We start from the raw sequence: 17,135 nt of genomic DNA, 5'->3' as shown, positions 1-17,135 counted from the left end.
CCGCACGACGTCGGCTCAGCCCGGGTCGCCGCCGGCGACCGGCAGGACCGTGGCGGTGATGTACGACGCTTCGTCCGAGGCCAGGAAGCAGATCGCGGCCGCCTGCTCGTCGAGCGTGCCGTACCGGCCCATCAACGACGAGGCAGTCGTCTGGTCGACCAGATCCTGGTACCAGCCTCGCTCCCGATCGTCGGCCGGGCCCGGTCCACGCGGGATCCGCCGGGGCGGTGCGTCCGTTCCGCCGGGCGCCGTCGCGACCACCCGGACACCGTGTTGCGCCGCCTCCAGCGCCAGCGCCGAGGTGATGGCGTTGACGCCGCCCTTCGCCGCGGCGTAGGGCACCCGGTGGATGCCGCGCGTGGCGACCGACGAGACGTTGACGATGGTGCCCCCACCACCGGCGATCATGTGCGGCAACACCGCTCGGCAGGACCACAGCGTCGGGAAGAGCGACCGACGGATCTCCTTCTCGATCTGGTCCGGTGGGTACTCCTGGTACGGCTTGGCCCAGATGGTGCCGCCGACCACGTGGACGGCCACGTCGATGCGGCCGTGACGCTCCATCGCCGCGGCGGCGAGCGCCTCCGCCCCCTCGAAGGTCTCGAGGTCGGCGAGCACCGCGGCGACCGCACCGCCGGAGTGGTTCTGTCCGGTCAGTTCGACGGCCAGCGACTCGACGAGTTCGGAGCGGTCCGCCAGAACCAGCGTGCCGCCCTCGGCCGCGATCCGCCGCGCCACCCATTCGCCGATGCCCTGCGCCGCGCCGGTGACGGTCACGACCTTGCCCGCGAACCGGCCGGGGCTGACGAACTTCGGACGTTTCGCCGCCAGCGTGTCGGCCATGGCGCGTTTCATCGTGGCCTTCGACCGCTCGGCGTGGTCGGCGATCAGCGTCCGAGCTCGGTCGCGGTCGCCGGCCTCGACGGCGTCCACGATGTCGAGGTGGTCCTGAGCGCAGCGCGGATCGCACCACGTCGCCCCGCGCAGGACCTCCGCCATCGCCGCCTTCACGCCGAGCGCGGTGTACGCCTGCAACAGGTGCTCGTTGCCGGTGGCGGTGAAGAGGTAGTCGTGGAACGCGGCGTTGGTGTCGGTGTAGGCCGCCGCGTCGACGAAGCGGTCCCCGTCGACGTAGCGGGTTGTCGCCTCGGCCAGCAGTCGGTACCCGGCGATCTGCTGCGACGACAACCGGCCGACGACCAGCTCCAGCGCGCCCAGTTCGAGAGCCCGTCGCGCCTCGAAGACCGCATCCGACTCGTGGACCGACGGGTGCTCCTCGCCGATCTCGTACGCCGGAGCGGCCGGCTGGGACGATTCCGACGACCCGGACGGGCCCGTCGCCGAGCGGGCCGGGGCGGTCGGCACGACGAGAGGCTCGAGCGGGTCGCGTCCGGACAGGATCGATTGTCCCGCCACCGTGCTCGCGACATCGCCGGAGGCCGCGGCCACGTCGCGGCCCGAGTCGTCGGTCACCACCCCGTTGCCGTCACCACCGGCAGGCGGCAGCATCGGTTGCCCCGCCACCGCACGCGCCGTGGCGACCTCGTCCCGGGACTCGACCGTCGTGCGCATGGTCGCGGCCGACGTCGTCACGCGAGACGCGAACACCTCCCGGCCGCAGAGCCTCCGGACGGTGTCGTCGGTGACGTCGGTGTTCTCGGTGTCGAGGAGAGCGTCGGTGTCGTTCGTGATCGGGGCGCCGGCGGCGATCGGCGCGGTCTCGACCGGCGGCTCCACCGACGGCTCCCCCTTGACCGACTCCGCCTCGACCGACACCGCCTCGGCCGGCGCCGTGACCGTCGCCGGACCGGCTTCGGCGGCCCCGGCGGACGGCGCGAACTTCTCGTAGTAGAAGCCCGTCGGCTCGACGCCCCGATCGGCGAAGTGCGTGCGCACCGCCTCGACCATCGGCGGTGGACCGCACAGGTACACCGCGACGTCGCCGTCGTTCAGATGGCGGTCCTCGATCAGCCCGGTCACGTACCCGGTGTGCGGAGCGGAGGACGCCGAATCGGACACGCAGTAGTCCCAGGTGAAGTTCGTCAGCGACGATTCGAGGTCGCGCAGGACGTCGAGGCAGACCAGATCGTCGTCGGTGCTGACGCCGTAGATCAGGTGCACCCGTCGGTCGCTGCCGCTCTCCCGGAGTGTTCGCAGGATCGCGAGTACCGGCGCCAGGCCCGTCCCGCCGGCCAGCAGCAGGGCCGGGCGTTCTGCCTCACGCAGGAAGAAGCTGCCGTGCGGACCGGTGAACGACACGGCGTCACCCACCTGTGCGCGGGACAACCACGACGACATCAGCCCGCCGTCGATCAGCTTGATCAGAAACTCGAGTTCGGACGACCCCTGAACGCAGCTGAAGGAGTAGGACCGGGTGTCGACGCCGCCGTCTCGCTCGGGCGACGCGTCCGATCCCGGCACCTCGATGTTGACGTACTGGCCGGGCAGGAAGGCCAGGTCCACGCCGGCAGGGGCGGCCACCGCGAGTCGAACGATGCTGCGCGACAGGCGATCCACCGCCGTGACCGTCGTGGTGTAGGTCGCGGCGCGCGTCTTGGCCACCGCGGAGGTGCTCGCGATCTGGAGCACCAGGTCCGACTGCGGCGTCATGCTGCACGGCAGGCAGTAGCCGTCCGCGGCCTCGGCGTCGGACAGCGCGTCCTCGAGGTAGGTGCCGCCGTCGAACTCGCCGGACTCGCACACGGCCTTGCAGGTGCCACAGGCCCCGTCGCGGCAGTCGAGAGGGATGTTGATGCGCGACCGGTAGGCCGCGTCCGCCACCGTCTGCCCGTCCGAACAGGTGATGAAGCGGGTGACGCCGTCCTCGAAGGCCAGCGCGACACGGTGACTCATGAGTTCTCCTCTCGTGCCGTCAGAAGTGGTAGATGTCCACCACGTGGTGGATGTAGTCGTTCTTCAGCACCACCGTCTTGCGACGGATCAGCGGGGACTCGCCGGAGAAGTCGATGGTGTAGAAGGACGTGCCGTAGTACGGGTCCACCGTCTTGTAGCGGAAGTACATGGTGTGCCAGTTGAAGCGCACGTCCACGAGATCACCTCGCCGAGAGATGACCTCGACGTTCGAGATGTTGTGGCTGGTGCGCGGTTCCGGAATCGACGTCGCGCTCGAACGCTCGGTGCGAATACGGAACACGCGATCCTCGAGGCCACCTTTGTTCTCGTAGTAGACCAACGAGATGTCGGTCTGCGGATCCTCGGTGAGTCGATCGTCGTCACCCCAGGACGGCATCCAGTACTCGACGTCGTCGGCGTAGCAGGTGAGCCACAGCTCGAATTCACGGTCGTCGAGATACCGCGCCTCGCGGTAGAGGAACTGCTCGACGTCGTTCTGGGTGATCGTCTTTCCGATGGTGGTCGGGGTGTCGGGGGTACGGGTGTCGGATGGAGTGGTCACGTCACTGCCCTTCGGTGGTGCGGTCGAGGGCGGCCAGCAACGTGGACCGCCAGTAGCCGTGTTGGACCGCGAACAGGCCCTCGTCCTCGTTCTTCACGCCGGCGGAGATGACGCCGTCCATCCCCAGCGCGGTCGCGACGGGATCCGGTCCGGTCAGCCAGTGCTCGGCGCCGCGGCTCATGTCGTTCCAGGGCGCGGCGGTCGCCTGGAAGGTCAGCTGGCAGGAGCGGAACTCCTCGAGGTCGTCGGGGGTCGCCATGCCCGAGGCGTTGAAGAAGTCCTCGTACTGCCGGATGCGGTGGGCGCGGGCTTCCTTGCTCTCGCCCTTGGGCGCGATGCAGTAGATGGTCACCTCCGTCTTGTCCGGCGCGATGGGTCGGAAATGCCGGATCTGCGTCGAGAACTGGTCCATCAGGTAGACGTTCGGGTACAGGCACAGGTTGCGCGAACCCTTGACCATGAACTCGCCCTTGGCGTCGCCGTGCGTCTTCTTGAGCTCGTCCATGCTGTCCCACAAGGGGCGGTCCTGCGGGTTGGCCGCCCACGTCCAGAGGCAGAGGTGCCCGTTCGGGTAGGACCAGTACCCGCCGCCCGACTTGCCCCACCCGCCGGCGTCGAGCGCCTTGGTCGTGTTGGTCGACTCACCGTTGTTCCGGCGCGAGGTGGTGGCCGCGTAGTTCCAGTGGACGGCGGAGACGTGATATCCGTCGGCGCCGTTCTCCGCCTGCACCTTCCAGTTGCCGTCGAAGGTGTAGGTGGACGATCCGCGGAGCACCTCGAGCCCCTCCGGCGACTGGTCGACGAGCATGTCGATGATCTTCGTGGTGTCGCCGAGGTGCTCCTCGAGGGACGGCACGTCGGGGTTCAGGCTCCCGAACAGGAAGCCGCGATAGTTCCCGAACTTCGCGACGCGAGTGAGGTTGTGCGAGCCGTCGACGTCGAAGGTTTCCGGGTACCCGGCTCCCTCGGGGTCCTTCACCTTGAGCAACGTGCCGTCGTTCCGGAACGTCCACCCGTGGAACGGGCAGGTGAGGGTGGTGCGGTTGTCGGTCTTGCGGCGGCAGAGCATCGCACCGCGGTGGGCGCAGGCGTTGATCAGGCAGTGCAGCTCCCCGTCCTTGTCGCGGGTGATCACCACCGGCTGACGGCCCATGTGGACGGTGAAGTAGTCACCGGGGTTCGGCAGCTGCGACTCGTGCGCGAGGTAGATCCAGTTGCCCTCGAAGATGTGTGTCATCTCCAGTTCGAAGATCTGCTCGTCGGTGAAGATGGAGCGGTTGGCGCGATACACGCCGGCGGCCTCGTCGTCCACGACGGCGCCGTCGACGCGTGCGCGAACGTTGTCCAGGGTGTCGGTCATCGTCAGGGCCCTTCGGGTCGATGCGGGGAATGCTTCGATCCTGACGACCGGTGGCGCGGGTCACACCAGGGTTTTGCCCGGACCCGACCAGGGTGCCCGTTGATCACCGTCAGCGATCAATACGGCCCGATCATGTCTTTGTCTGCGATGGACGACGGTCCTACTGTGGTAGCGGTCACCACCCCGTCAGGACCCGGAAGCGAGGACCGCATGGAACTGCGTCACCTGCGCCACTTCGTCGCCGTGGCCGAGACACGTCATTTCGGCCAGGCGGCCAAACGGCTCTTCCTCGCGCAGCCGGCGCTGTCGCAGTCGGTGCGTCAGCTCGAGGCCGAACTGGGTGTGACTCTGCTGGCCCGCACCACGCGCCAGGTGACCCCGACGCCGGCCGGCGCCTACTTCCATCGCGAAGCCGTGCGCATCCTGGCCGCCCTCGGCGACGCCGTCGACGCCGTTCGCCGGATCGACGAGGGGCACACGGGCCTGGTCCGGGTCGGCTTCACCGGCACCGCAGCGTTCGATCGACTCCCCGCGATCGCCCGTGCGGTCGGGCAACGGCTTCCCGGCATCGCCCTCGAGATCCACGGTGATCTCCTCACCCCCGCTCAGGTGGAGGGTCTGCGGACGGACCGACTGGACCTCGCCGTCCTGCGACCACCGGTGGCGGGCGACGATCTCGTGGTCCGCACCCTCACCACCGAATCGCTGGTCCTCGCGCTGCCGGCGGACCACCGACTGGCGGACGAGCCGTCGCTCGAGGTCCTCGACGTCGCCCACGACGGCTTCGTGATGTACGCGGACACTCATTCCGCGGTCAACGACGTCGTCGTACGCAGTTGTCGCGCAGCCGGTTTCACCCCTCGCCGCGCGCACGAGGCACCGGACACGTCCGTACTCCTGGCTCTCGTCTCCGCCGGACTCGGCGTGGCCCTGGTCCCCGAATCGGTGCGGTCCATGAAGCTCGACGGCGTCGTCTTCCGTGACGTCACCGGCGCCGAGACCATCGACCTCGCCCTCGCCTTCCACCGCGACGCTCCCGCCGCGGTCCATTCCCTGATCCGGGCCCTCGAGGACTCCGGCATTCTCCCGCCCGACGCGGTCACCGCCGGCTCTGCACCCGAGTCCGCCCGCCTCGCCACCATCGTCGAAGGACCGCTGTGAAAATCGTTGCTGTCGAAGCGATTCCCTACACCATCGCCTACCGCAAGCCACTTCGTTTCGCCAGCGGCGAGATCCACGCCGCCACCCACGTTCTGGTGCGCGTCCACACCGACGACGGTGTCGTCGGGGTGGCCGATGCGCCGCCCCGCCCGTTCACCTACGGGGAGACCCAGCGCGGCGTCGCCGCGGTGATCGAGGACATCTTCGCGCCCGCCGTGATCGGACTGACCCTGCTCGACCGCGAGGCCGTGCACGGCCGACTGTCGCGGACGGTCGGCAATCCCGTCGCGAAAGCCGCTGTGGACATGGCGATCTGGGATGCGCTGGGTCGCACCCTCGACACCTCGGTCACCGAGCTGCTCGGCGGATGGAGCGACCGCATGCGGGTCAGCCACATGCTCGGGTTCGACACTCCCGCCGCCATGGTCGACGAGGCCCGCCGCATGCGCGGCGAGTACGGCATCGAGACGTTCAAGGTGAAAGTCGGCCGTCGGCCGGTGTCCCTCGACACGGCGGTCGTCCGGGCACTGCGCGAGGGCCTCGGCGACGACGTCGAACTCTACGTCGACGGTAACCGCGGCTGGACCGCGTCGGAATCCGCCCGCGCGATGGCGGAGATGGCCGACCTGAATCTGTCCCTGGCCGAGGAACTCTGCCCGGCTGACGACGTCCTGGGGCGTCGGTGGCTGGTCTCGCAGCTCTCGGTCCCCTTCGTCGCCGACGAATCCGCGGTCACCCCCGCCGAGGTGACACGCGAGATCCTCGGCGGCTCGGCCACCGCCGTGAGCATCAAGACGTCCCGATCCGGCTTCACCGGCGGCCGACGTACACACCACCTGTGCGAGGGACTGGGCGTCGAGGTCGTGATGGGCAACCAGATCGACGGACAGCTCGGGTCCGCGTGCACCGTCGCGTTCGGCGCCGCCTTCGACACCACCTCCCGCCGTGCGGGTGAACTCTCCAACTTCCTCGACATGTCCGACGACCTGCTGACCGAGCCCCTGACCATCGCGGGCGGAGAGCTGCAGGTGCCACCCGGCCCCGGCCTCGGCGTGCAGATCGACGAGGACAAGCTCGCGCACTACCGCACCGACACCTGACCCCACCAGCCCACAGCCCCGAACCGAACCGAAGGAAATCCCATGACCACCGCAACCGCCACCGATTCCGGCGCCACCGCCACAGCCGCCGCCTCCGGCGCGAACGCCACCCAGCGCTTCACGACCGACAAGGCGATGTCGGCCTCGACCCCGCCGGGGCGCGTGAGCATGCTCGCCCGCGAGGTGCTGGACGCGGTGCACCGCACGGTCCGCGAGCACAAGGTGACCTACGAGGAGTACAACGCCCTGAAGGCCTGGCTCATCTCCGTCGGTCAGGACGGCGAATGGCCGCTGTTCCTCGACGTGTGGGTCGAGCACGTCGTGGAGGAGGTGGCCAGCGAGAACCGCGACGGCAGCAAGGGCACCATCGAGGGCCCCTACTACGTGCCGGGCGCCCCCGAACTCGGCAGCGACGCCGTCCTTCCGACGCGCGACGGCGAGCAGGGCACCCCACTGGTCTTCCAGGGCCAGGTCACCGGCGTCGACGGCTCCCCGCTCCCCGGTGCCGTGATCGAGATCTGGCACGCCGACGCCGACGGGTTCTACTCGCAGTTCGCCCCCGGCATTCCCGAGTGGAACCTACGCGGCACCGTCACGGCCGACGATCAGGGCCACTTCCGCATCCGGACGCTGAAGCCCGCGCCGTACCAGATCCCCACCGACGGCGCATGCGGCAAGCTCATCTCGGCGGCCGGCTGGCACCCGTGGCGCCCCGCCCACCTGCACCTCAAGGTCGGTGCTACCGGCCACGAGCAGATCACCACGCAGCTGTACTTCCCCGGAGACGCCCACAACGACGACGACGTCGCCAGCGCCGTGAAGCCGGAGCTCGTGCTCGACCCCCGCGACGTCGACGGCGGCCAGGAGGTCACCTACGACTTCGTGCTCGACCGCGCCGACCGGGTCTGATCGTCATGCTGTTCGCCGTCACCATGGACGTCGCGATCCCGCACGATCTCGATCCCGACGTCCGCGCCGACACGCTCGCTCGCGAGAAGGCGTACTCGCAGGACCTGCAGCGAGGAGGTGAGTGGGTCAGCATCTGGCGATGCGTCGGGCAGTACTCGAACCTGTCGATCTTCGACGTCGCCGACAACGCTCGTCTCCACGAGATCCTGTGGAATCTCCCGCTGTTCCCGTACATGACCATCGCGGTCACCCCGCTGGCGCAGCACCCGTCGGACATCGCGGCGGGCTGATCACCCGGGCCACGCCCGGCCGCTGCACCCCCGAACGAGACGAGCCCCCGATCCGCGCGGATCGGGGGCTCGCGTCGTGTGCAGCTCAGGCGCTCTTGTTGCGTCGCTCCGGACGATCGGGCTTGCGCGGAACGATGGTCGGCAGCACGTTGTCGTTCACCGTCTCCGCCGTCACCACCACCTTGGCGACGTCGTCTCGACTCGGGATGTCGAACATCACCGGGTTGAGCACCTCCTCCATGATGGCGCGCAGACCGCGGGCACCGGTCCCCCGGTGGATGGCCTGCTCCGCCATGGCGTCGAGCGCGTCCGGCGTGAACTCCAGCTCCACCCCGTCCATCTCGAACAGGCGGGTGTACTGCTTGACCAGCGCGTTCTTCGGCTCCGACAGGATGGTGACCAGGGAGTCCTTGTCCAGGTTGGTCACCGACGCGACCACGGGCAGACGGCCGATGAACTCCGGGATCAGACCGAACTTGATCAAATCCTCCGGCATGACCTCCGCGAAGTGGTCCTGCGTGTCGATCTCCGCCTTCGACCGCACCTCGGCGCCGAAACCGACGCCGCGCTTGCCCACCCGGTCCGAGACGATCTTCTCGAGACCGGCGAACGCGCCGGCCACGATGAAGAGCACGTTGGTGGTGTCGATCTGGATGAACTCCTGGTGCGGGTGCTTGCGTCCGCCCTGCGGAGGGACGCTCGCCTGCGTGCCCTCGAGAATCTTCAGCAGCGCCTGCTGCACACCCTCACCGGAGACGTCGCGAGTGATCGACGGGTTCTCGCTCTTGCGCGCGATCTTGTCGACCTCGTCGATGTAGATGATGCCGGTCTCGGCCCGCTTGACGTCGTAGTCCGCGGCCTGGATCAGCTTCAGCAGGATGTTCTCGACGTCCTCGCCCACGTAACCGGCCTCGGTGAGCGCGGTGGCGTCGGCGATGGCGAACGGCACGTTGAGCATCTTCGCGAGCGTCTGCGCCAGGTAGGTCTTGCCGCAGCCCGTGGGGCCGAGCATGAGGATGTTGGACTTGGCCAACTCGACGGACTCGCCCCGCGAATCACGGGCCTTGTCCCCGGCCTGGATGCGCTTGTAGTGGTTGTAGACCGCCACGGCGAGCCGACGCTTCGCGGCGTCCTGACCGATGACGTAGTTCTCGAGGAAGTCACGGATCTCGGCGGGCTTGGGCAGCTCGTCGAGCTTGACCTCGCTGGACTCGGCCAGCTCCTCTTCGATGATCTCGTTGCAGAGGTCGATGCACTCGTCGCAGATGTAGACGCCGGGCCCGGCGATGAGCTTCTTGACCTGCTTCTGACTCTTCCCGCAGAAAGAGCATTTCAGCAGGTCGCCACCGTCTCCGATGCGTGCCATGGGAATCGATCCTCACTTGTCGTTCGCATTCGGCTCCCCGCGCACGCCGACGCGACGGCGGGGAGCCGAACTTCTGCCTGCGACCGTACCCGTCCACACGCCGCGCGGCAGAGATGTGGCGAGAACGTGTCGGAGTGTCCGTCAGCGGCGAGCCGAGAGCTTCCGGTACTCGAACACGGTGTCGATGATCCCGTAGTCCTTGGCCTCTTCGGCGGTGAGGATCTTGTCCCGGTCGGTGTCCTTGCGGATCACGTCGGCGTCCTTGCCGGTATGGCGACCCAGGGTGGTCTCCATGAGTCGACGCATGCGCTCGATCTCCGCGGCCTGGATCTCGAGATCGGACACCTGGCCCTGCACGCCGCCGGTGGACGGCTGGTGGATCAGCACGCGAGCGTTCGGCAGCGCGGCCCGCTTGCCGGGCGCACCCGCCGCCAGCAGCACCGCCGCGGCGGAGGCCGCCTGGCCCAGGCAGACGGTGGCCACGTCGGCCCGCACGTACTGCATGGTGTCGTAGATGGCCATCAGCGAGGTGAACGAGCCACCGGGCGAGTTGATGTACATCGTGATGTCCCGATCGGGATCGAGTCCCTCGAGCACCAGCAGCTGCGCCATGATGTCGTTCGCCGAGGCGTCGTCCACCTGCACGCCGAGGAAGATGATGCGCTCCTCGAACAGCTTGTTGTACGGGTTGGACTCCTTGACGCCGTAGCTCGAGTGCTCCACGAACGACGGCAGGATGTAGCGGGAGTCGGGGCCCACGGGCGAGGTGGATCCCGGCGCGAAGGTCTTGCGGGGGTCGAACAGTTCTGTCATGGAAGTCTCCAGGTGTGAGAACGTGCCGCGAGCGGCGCGAAGGAGGGGTGACGGGTGTCGCCGAGCGTCAGTTGTCGGCTCCGCTGGTGCCCCCGGCCTGCTGCGCACGGGTGATGACGTGGTCGACCATGCCGTACTCGAGTGCCTGCTGCGCCGTGAACCACCGGTCGCGGTCGGAATCCTCGGTGACCTGCTCGAACGACTGGCCGGTGTGCTGCGCGATGAGCTCGGCCATCTCGCGCTTGGTGAGCGCGAACTGCTCGGCCATGATCGCGATGTCCGCGGCGCTGCCGCCGATGCCGGCGGAGGGCTGGTGCATCATGATGCGCGCGTGCGGGAGGGCGTACCGCTTGCCCTTGGTGCCCGCCGTCAGCAGGAACTGGCCCATCGACGCCGCGAGTCCCATCGCGTAGGTGGCGACGTCGCACTCGGCGAAGTTCATCGTGTCGTAGATCGCCATGCCCGCGGAGACCGAGCCACCGGGCGAGTTGATGTACAGCGCGATGTCGCGGGTGGGGTCCTCGGCGGAGAGCAGCAGGATCTGCGCGCAGAGCTTGTTGGCGATGTCGTCGTCGACCTGGGTGCCGAGGAAGATGATGCGCTCGCGCAGCAGGCGCTCGTAGACGGAATCGGAGAGGTTGAGTCCGGCGGTCGCGGACGTCATGACCGGAGCGGCCTGGTGGATCGATCCCGCGGGGCCGGACTTACCGACCGGGTTCGTGCTGGTCACGTTACCTGCCTTCTGGTGCTCGGATGGTGCTCGTGGTGTTGTCTCGTCCGACGCGGCGGCGGGAGGTCCCCCGTCCGCCGCACGCCTTCTCGACACCGACACTAACGAAGGACGGCGGCTCCGGAGTCCCGGAACCGCCGTCGTTCGCTGTCAGCGTTATTACTGCTCGGCGGCCGTGTTCTCGCCGTCGTCGTTGCTCTCGCCGCTGTCGTCACCGTCCGGCTCGCCGAACAGTTCCTTGGTGTCGACGCTCGCACCCGCGGTGTCGGTCACCTGCACGCGATCGACGATCGTGGCGAGGGCCTTGCTGCGGCGGATGTCCGCGAACAGGGCGGGCAGCTGGTTGGCCTGCTGCACCTGCTGGATGAACTGCTCGGGCGCGATGCCGTAGCGCTGCGCCTGGAACACGATGTTCTGCGTCAGCTCGTCCTGACCCACCTGCACCGACTCGGCGTCGGCGATGGTGTCGAGCAGGAGCTGCGTCTTCACCGACTTCTCGGCGTTGGCCTTGGCCTCGGCGTCGAACTCCTCGCGCGAGGAGCCGGCCGCCGTGAGCTGCTCGGCGAGCTTGTCCTCGTCGTGGTCCAGCGGGTGGATCGCGTCGTGCAGGGCGGAGTCGACCTCGGCCTTGACGAAGGCCTCGGGCACGGGCACCTCGGTCTGCTCGAGAAGCGCCTCGAGCACCTTGTCCCGGATCTGCCCGGCCTGCTCGACCTTCTTGACGCGACCGACACGCTCGCGCAGATCGGCAAGGAGCTCGTCGAAGGTGTCGAACTGGCTGGCCAGCTGCGCGAACTCGTCGTCCGGCTCCGGCAGCTCGCGCTCCTTGACCGACTTGACGGTCACGGTCACGACGGCCTCGCGGCCGGCGTGCTCGCCGGCGAGCAGCGTGGTGCCGAATTCCTTCGACTCGCCGACCGACAGGCCGACGATGGCGTCGTCGAGGCCCTCGATGAGCTGGCCCGAGCCGACCTCGTGCGAGAGACCCTCGGTGGACGCCTCCTCGACGTTCTCACCGTCGACCGTCGCGGACAGGTCGATGGAGACGAAATCGCCGGTCTGTGCGGGACGCTCGACGCCGGTGAGGGTGCCGAAACGCTGACGCAGCGAGAGCAGCTGCTCGTCGACGGCCTCGTCGGTGATCTCGACCGGATCGACGGTCACGGCCAGCGACGAGAAGTCGGGCAGCGTGATCTCGGGACGGACGTCGACCTCCGCGGTGAATGCGATCTCCTCGCCGTCCTCGAGCTTGGTGATCTCGATGTCCGGCTGGCCGAGCGGCTTGAGCTCGGTGGCGGTCAGCGCATCGTTGTACTTGCCGGGAAGCGCGTCGTTCACCACCTGGTTCAGCACGTTCGCACGACCGACGCGGGCCTCGAGCAGCTTGGCGGGTGCCTTGCCCGGACGGAATCCGGGCAGACGGATCTGCTGGGCGAGCGTCTTGTAGGCGCGATCGAAATCAGGCTTGAGCTCCTCGAAGGGCACCTCAACGTTGATACGGACTCGCGTCGGGCTGAGCTGCTCGACGGTGCTCTTCACGGACATGGCTCCTTCGTGTGGTTCGTCGGGTGTTCACGGGCCCGAGCCCGGTCGGGGTCGGGATGACAGGATTCGAACCTGCGACCCTCCGCTCCCAAAGCGGATGCGCTACCAAGCTGCGCCACATCCCGTTCATGTGCAGGGGCGCAGGTACGTCGCGCCCGGACACGGCACGCGTCGGACCCCGTCCTCGCGCGGTCGATCCTACGGTGACCACGCACGCTCGGTCGACGCCGGGCCGATTTACGATTCCCGCGCCGGGTTCGGTACAGTCTCCTCGCAGGCGACGGGCCGGCGATCCCGGACTCGCCGTCGGCATGCGGGCGTAGCTCAATGGTAGAGCCTCAGTCTTCCAAACTGATTACGCGGGTTCGATTCCCGTCGCCCGCTCCAGACAGAAGACGTCGACGAACAGAGACGGCCCCGAACTCCGCGGAGTTCGGGGCCGTGTTGCGTCGTGCCGGGGTTCGACAGGGAGGGTCAGCCCACCTCGGAGAGCACGTCGTCGTCCGCGAACGACGCGACGGCCTCGTCCAGGTCGCCGTACACCGTGATGGGCGAGCAGACCCCCAGCAGATCGAGCGGGCGTCGCACGGCCGGGTGGGTCGCGACCAGTGCCATCGGCCGGGCGGCGACGGCCGACGCCGCATCGAGGAGCAGGACGGCTCCGGCAGACCCGAGGAACGTCACGTCGGAGAGATCGAGGACGACGGCGTCCTCCCGCCGCGCGGCGAGGCGGACCAGGATCTCGCGCAGTTCCGGGGTGGTGCCGAGGTCGATCTCGCCGCCGATGGAGAGGACCGCCACCCCGTCGCGATCGTGATCGACGACGGTGAGGTCCGCGGGTCGCGCGACGGCGCCGTCGGCACGGTCGGTGGAGGCGATGTCGTAGGCGAAGGTCTCGAGTGCGCTCATGGTGTGGCTCCCCTGTCGTCGTGCATCCCGGTCCGGGACCGGTGTCTAATCCGTGCGCGGCGCTGGTCTGCACCGAGTGCGGTATGGAGTCGTCGGTCTCGGCGAGAGGATCGCCCCGTCCGGCGGCTGTGTCTTCAGATTCGACCGTGGACATGACGAGGCAGCGATCTCAGCGTCTCGATACGGTAACGATGGCGTCGCTTATCGATAACTACGTTGCGTTTGCAATCAGCGCGTTTCGCCGCGGCCCGGTCGATCGCCGACGACACTGTCCTCATGGCGGACACAGGACCGGGCAGCGCGAGTACGAGTCGTCGCGGACCGGTGGTGGTGGGGGTGGACGGTTCGGCCGACGCGGAGGACGCCGTGTCCTGGGCCGCCGACGTGGCGGGGCGACAGGGACTGGACCTGATTCTCCTCACCGCGGTGGCCTCGGGGGTCCACGTGACCGCGACCGTCGACAGTCCGCCGGGGTCCACCGCGGACGCCGTCCTCAGCCGGGCCCGACGCGTCGCAAGGGACCGGCTCGGCGATGCCCGAGTCCGCATCGACGTCGAGTCGGACCACGGCACACCGGCCGGAGTCCTGGTCGACCGGTCCGAGACGGCGTGGCTCGTGGTCGTGGGCACCCGCGGACTGGGCGAGTTCACCGGGGGCCTGTCCGGGTCGGTCAGCACGGCGGTCGCCACCCACGCGCGCTGCGCCGTCGCCGTCGTCCCGGCCGGAACGGCCCGGGCGACCGGGCCCGTCGTGGTCGGCGTCGACGGAACGGCCAACAGCATGCCCGCCCTGCGTCTCGCGTTCACGACGGCCGCGGCCCGCGGAGAGCGGCTCGTCGCCGTGCATGCCTGGAGCGACGTCGACCTGCATCTCGAGCCCGACGCCTGGTCTCGCACGGAGGAGGGTGAGCAGGCCGCCCTGGCCGAGTCGCTCGCGGGGTGGTCCGAGGAATTTCCGACCGTCGACGTCGAGCGCGTGGTGGTGCGCGATCGACCGGTCCGCGAACTCGTCGCCCGGTCGGCGTCCGCCTCGACGGTCGTGGTCGGACGTCGCGGCCGCGGCGGGTTCCGGTCCCTCCTGCTCGGCTCGACCTCACGCGCGGTCCTGCATTCGGTCGAGGTCCCGGTGGTGGTCGTCCCGGCCGGAGACGAGACCAGGTGACGCCGGCTCTGCCGGACGTCGTCGAGGTCCGCTCCCTCTATCAGCCGGTGGTGGATCTGACGACGCGGGCGATGGTCGGCGTCGAGGCCCTCGCCCGCGGTCCGGCGGGCTCCCCGTTCGAGCGGCCGGAGGAACTGTTCGCGGCGGCACGGGCCGCGGGCCGCCTGCGCGAGATCGACTGGCTGTGCCGGGTCAGCGCACTGCGCGGCGCGCTTTCGGCACCGTTGCCGCCGGGTCAGTTGCTCTTCGTCAACATCGAGCCCGGGGTCACCGACGGGTTCGTGCCCCCCGATGCCGTGGACCTGCTGCAGCGTGCGGAGCAGCTGTCCGTCGTCGTGGAGATCACCGAACGCGATCTGCTCGTCGACCCCGCCGCCCTGCTCCGGGCGGTCGATCGCATCCGCGGCCGCGGATGGATGATCGCGGTCGACGACGTCGGCGCCGACACCGCGTCGTTGGCGCTGCTCCCCTTCCTCGAGCCGGACGTCATCAAGCTCGACATGTCGTTCACGCAAGCCCGAGCCGCGGACGACACCGCGTCGGTCGTCTCCGCCGTGGCCGCGGAGTCGGGGCGGACCGGGGCGCGCGTCCTCGCGGAGGGTATCGAGACCGAACAGCACCTGAGGCTGGCCCTCGATCTGGGTGCGGGCCTGGGCCAGGGCTACCTGTTCGGCGAGCCGGCGCCGCTGCCTCGGCGGGCTCCCGAGCCGACCCGGTCGGTCGCCACGCTCGACACGACGGCCGACACCGCCCCCGTCGGCACCGCCGTCGGCATCACCGCACGTCGTCGGCCGCGGGCCACACCGTTCGCCGTCGGCGCGGCGTCCGGACGGGTGCAGCGGGCGGACGGCGAACTCGTCGTCTCACTGTCGCGCCGCCTGGAGCGACAGGCACTGGCCAACGGCCCGTCGACGGTCGTGCTCACAACCATCCCCTACGCCTTCCCACTCGACACCGAGGCGATCGACGCAGCCCGAGGAGTCGGCACGTCCGGCGCTCTGGTCGCCGTGTTCGGGCGCGACGCGCACCGTGCCGCGCTGCCGACCCTGCCCAACCTGCGAACCATGGACGTTGCGCCCGACGACCCGATCGCGGCCGAGTACACGCTGATCGTCGTGAGTCCGCACCTCACGGCCGGGATGCTGGCCCGCGTGGTCCACGACGGCCCGGACCCCGGCTTCGACTACCGCCTCACCTACGACCGCAGCGTGGTGCTCGATGCCGCGACGTACCTGCTCGACCGAACATCCGCCGCCGCTCCGATGTTCGGACCCCCGGTGAACGGGTAGTCGCGAGTCGTGACGTCCACTCTGTCCTCCGCCCCCGCAGTTCAGGCCGCCGCCGCTCTGCCCGCTCCCCGCGGGCCGCTGTCGGAGTCGGTGATCGGCGCCCTGGCAACGACCCCCGACTCGGGATCGGCGGCTCTCGCCGGCACCGCCGTCACCGGGGCCGATCCGTACGGTGACGACCTGCACCTCGCGCTGTACGTCTGCTACGAGCTGCACTACCGCAGCTTCGTCGGCGTGGACGATGCCTGGGAGTGGAACACCGAGCTGCTCCGCCTGCGCGGCGACATGGAAGCCCTCTTCCTCGACCACCTGCGCGCCCGAGTGCCCGCCGGCGGCTCGGTCGACGACGAGATGGACGCGCTCGCCACCGAACACGTCGACGGCAGCGGCCCGTCGTACCACCTCCGCGATCACGGCACGGCCGAGCAGATGCGCGAGTACCTCGCCCACCGGTCGCTCTACCACCTCAAGGAGGCCGACCCGCACGCGTGGGCCATCCCGCGTCTGCAGGGACAGGCCAAGGCGGCCTACGTCGCCGTGGAGTTCGACGAGTTCGGCGGCGGTCGCGGATCCCGCATGCACCAGGTGCTCTTCCGGGACCTCCTGGAGGCCGCCGGCCTCGACTCGTCGTACCTCGGCTACCTCGATCGCGTGGGCGCTCCCACGCTGGCCCCGGTCAACCTCATGTCTTTCTTCGGGCTGCACCGGCGGTGGCGCGGCGCCGCGGCCGGTCACCTCGCCGCGACCGAGATCACCTCGTCGCCCGGCTCGTCACGCCTCGTCGCCGCCCTGCGCCGGCTCGGGTTCGACGAGCGGTGCGTGGCCTTCTACGCCGAGCACGTCGAGGCCGACGCGGTGCACGAGCAGGTGATGCGACACGACGTCGTCGGGGACCTCGTGACGCGCGATCCCGCTCTCGAGGCGGACGTCGTCTTCGGGATGCGGGCGCTCGGGTACGTCGAGGACGTATTCGCCGCGCACCTCATGGACACCTGGGCCGAGGGCCGTCGCACCATCGAGCTCTGACGCTCGTCCGATTCGTCCGATTCGGGGCCTCCGTACACTGGATTCCGAAGCCGACGTTGGA

General features: G+C 69.2%; 15 protein-coding genes and 2 tRNA genes. 8 read left to right on the top strand and 9 right to left on the bottom strand.

The window, feature by feature from the left end; all coding sequences use genetic code 11:
* Positions 1-15: 15 nt before the first annotated feature.
* From benC to benA, 3 genes are read right to left on the bottom strand one after another with little or no spacing between them, the layout of a single operon-like run.
* The gene (gene benC, locus A3Q40_RS04865) at positions 16-2,853 is read right to left on the bottom strand and encodes a benzoate 1,2-dioxygenase electron transfer component BenC (RefSeq protein ID WP_068100103.1); all 2,838 of its coding nucleotides are present in this window, start codon (positions 2,851-2,853) and stop codon (positions 16-18) included.
* Positions 2,854-2,872: 19 nt separating this feature from the next.
* The gene (benB, locus tag A3Q40_RS04860) at positions 2,873-3,415 is read right to left on the bottom strand and encodes a benzoate 1,2-dioxygenase small subunit (protein WP_068100101.1); all 543 of its coding nucleotides are present in this window, start codon (positions 3,413-3,415) and stop codon (positions 2,873-2,875) included.
* A 1-nt stretch (position 3,416) separates the two neighbouring features.
* Positions 3,417-4,775 (bottom strand): benzoate 1,2-dioxygenase large subunit, encoded by a 1,359-nt coding sequence (gene benA, locus A3Q40_RS04855; protein WP_068100099.1) that lies wholly within the window; start codon positions 4,773-4,775, stop codon positions 3,417-3,419.
* 210 nt (positions 4,776-4,985) lie between these two features.
* On the opposite strand from benA, the gene A3Q40_RS04850 reads away from it, so the two are divergent.
* From A3Q40_RS04850 to catC, 4 genes are read left to right on the top strand one after another with little or no spacing between them, the layout of a single operon-like run.
* Positions 4,986-5,936, top strand: coding sequence for a LysR family transcriptional regulator (locus A3Q40_RS04850; RefSeq protein WP_068100097.1), 951 nt, complete (start codon positions 4,986-4,988; stop codon positions 5,934-5,936).
* Positions 5,933-7,036: a mandelate racemase/muconate lactonizing enzyme family protein gene (locus A3Q40_RS04845; protein WP_068100095.1), complete on the top strand. Its 1,104-nt coding sequence runs from the start codon at positions 5,933-5,935 to the stop codon at positions 7,034-7,036. Before A3Q40_RS04850 ends, A3Q40_RS04845 begins: the two co-directional genes overlap by 4 nt.
* Positions 7,037-7,078: 42 nt before the next feature.
* Positions 7,079-7,945 carry a catechol 1,2-dioxygenase gene (catA, locus tag A3Q40_RS04840; protein WP_068100093.1) on the top strand — a complete coding sequence of 289 codons (867 nt, stop codon included), beginning with the start codon at positions 7,079-7,081 and terminating at the stop codon, positions 7,943-7,945.
* Between the two features lie 5 nt (positions 7,946-7,950).
* The gene (gene catC, locus A3Q40_RS04835) at positions 7,951-8,235 is read left to right on the top strand and encodes a muconolactone Delta-isomerase (protein WP_068100091.1); all 285 of its coding nucleotides are present in this window, start codon (positions 7,951-7,953) and stop codon (positions 8,233-8,235) included.
* Positions 8,236-8,320: 85 nt separating this feature from the next.
* Here catC and clpX read toward each other — a convergent pair whose 3' ends face one another.
* From clpX to A3Q40_RS04810, 5 genes are all read right to left on the bottom strand, one after another.
* A complete protein-coding gene (clpX, locus tag A3Q40_RS04830; RefSeq protein ID WP_068100090.1) occupies positions 8,321-9,601 on the bottom strand; it encodes an ATP-dependent Clp protease ATP-binding subunit ClpX in 1,281 nt (426 codons plus the stop codon).
* Positions 9,602-9,742: 141 nt separating this feature from the next.
* The gene (locus A3Q40_RS04825; protein ID WP_068100088.1) at positions 9,743-10,414 is read right to left on the bottom strand and encodes an ATP-dependent Clp protease proteolytic subunit; all 672 of its coding nucleotides are present in this window, start codon (positions 10,412-10,414) and stop codon (positions 9,743-9,745) included.
* 67 nt (positions 10,415-10,481) lie between these two features.
* Positions 10,482-11,078, bottom strand: a complete 597-nt coding sequence (locus A3Q40_RS04820) for an ATP-dependent Clp protease proteolytic subunit (RefSeq protein WP_068105298.1) — start codon at positions 11,076-11,078, stop codon at positions 10,482-10,484.
* 225 nt (positions 11,079-11,303) lie between these two features.
* Positions 11,304-12,683 (bottom strand): trigger factor, encoded by a 1,380-nt coding sequence (tig, locus tag A3Q40_RS04815; protein WP_068105297.1) that lies wholly within the window; start codon positions 12,681-12,683, stop codon positions 11,304-11,306.
* A gap of 57 nt (positions 12,684-12,740) precedes the next feature.
* Positions 12,741-12,814: transfer RNA gene (locus tag A3Q40_RS04810), tRNA-Pro, on the bottom strand.
* A 188-nt stretch (positions 12,815-13,002) separates the two neighbouring features.
* On the opposite strand from A3Q40_RS04810, the gene A3Q40_RS04805 reads away from it, so the two are divergent.
* A tRNA-Gly gene (locus tag A3Q40_RS04805) sits at positions 13,003-13,076 on the top strand.
* Positions 13,077-13,163: 87 nt separating this feature from the next.
* Here the strand turns inward: A3Q40_RS04805 and A3Q40_RS04800 are convergent.
* Positions 13,164-13,598 (bottom strand): STAS domain-containing protein, encoded by a 435-nt coding sequence (locus tag A3Q40_RS04800; RefSeq protein ID WP_068100086.1) that lies wholly within the window; start codon positions 13,596-13,598, stop codon positions 13,164-13,166.
* A 276-nt stretch (positions 13,599-13,874) separates the two neighbouring features.
* On the opposite strand from A3Q40_RS04800, the gene A3Q40_RS04795 reads away from it, so the two are divergent.
* The 3 genes from A3Q40_RS04795 to A3Q40_RS04785 are packed head-to-tail and all read left to right on the top strand — an operon-like array spanning position 13,875 to position 17,074.
* A complete protein-coding gene (locus A3Q40_RS04795) occupies positions 13,875-14,759 on the top strand; it encodes a universal stress protein (protein WP_069972904.1) in 885 nt (294 codons plus the stop codon).
* Entirely contained in the window at positions 14,756-16,048 is a 1,293-nt protein-coding gene (locus A3Q40_RS04790; protein WP_068100083.1) for a sensor domain-containing phosphodiesterase, read from the top strand. The genes A3Q40_RS04795 and A3Q40_RS04790 overlap by 4 nt, the downstream gene beginning before the upstream one ends.
* Before the next feature lie 9 nt (positions 16,049-16,057).
* Positions 16,058-17,074, top strand: coding sequence for an iron-containing redox enzyme family protein (locus A3Q40_RS04785; protein WP_068100081.1), 1,017 nt, complete (start codon positions 16,058-16,060; stop codon positions 17,072-17,074).
* The last annotated feature ends 61 nt before the right edge of the window (positions 17,075-17,135 follow it).

Origin of the sequence: Rhodococcus sp. PBTS 1, from assembly GCF_001620025.1 — a bacterium.
Taxonomy (GTDB): domain Bacteria; phylum Actinomycetota; class Actinomycetes; order Mycobacteriales; family Mycobacteriaceae; genus Rhodococcoides; species Rhodococcoides kroppenstedtii.
Note: the sequence above shows the minus strand (reverse complement) of the source record. Positions and strands in the feature narration are given on the sequence as shown.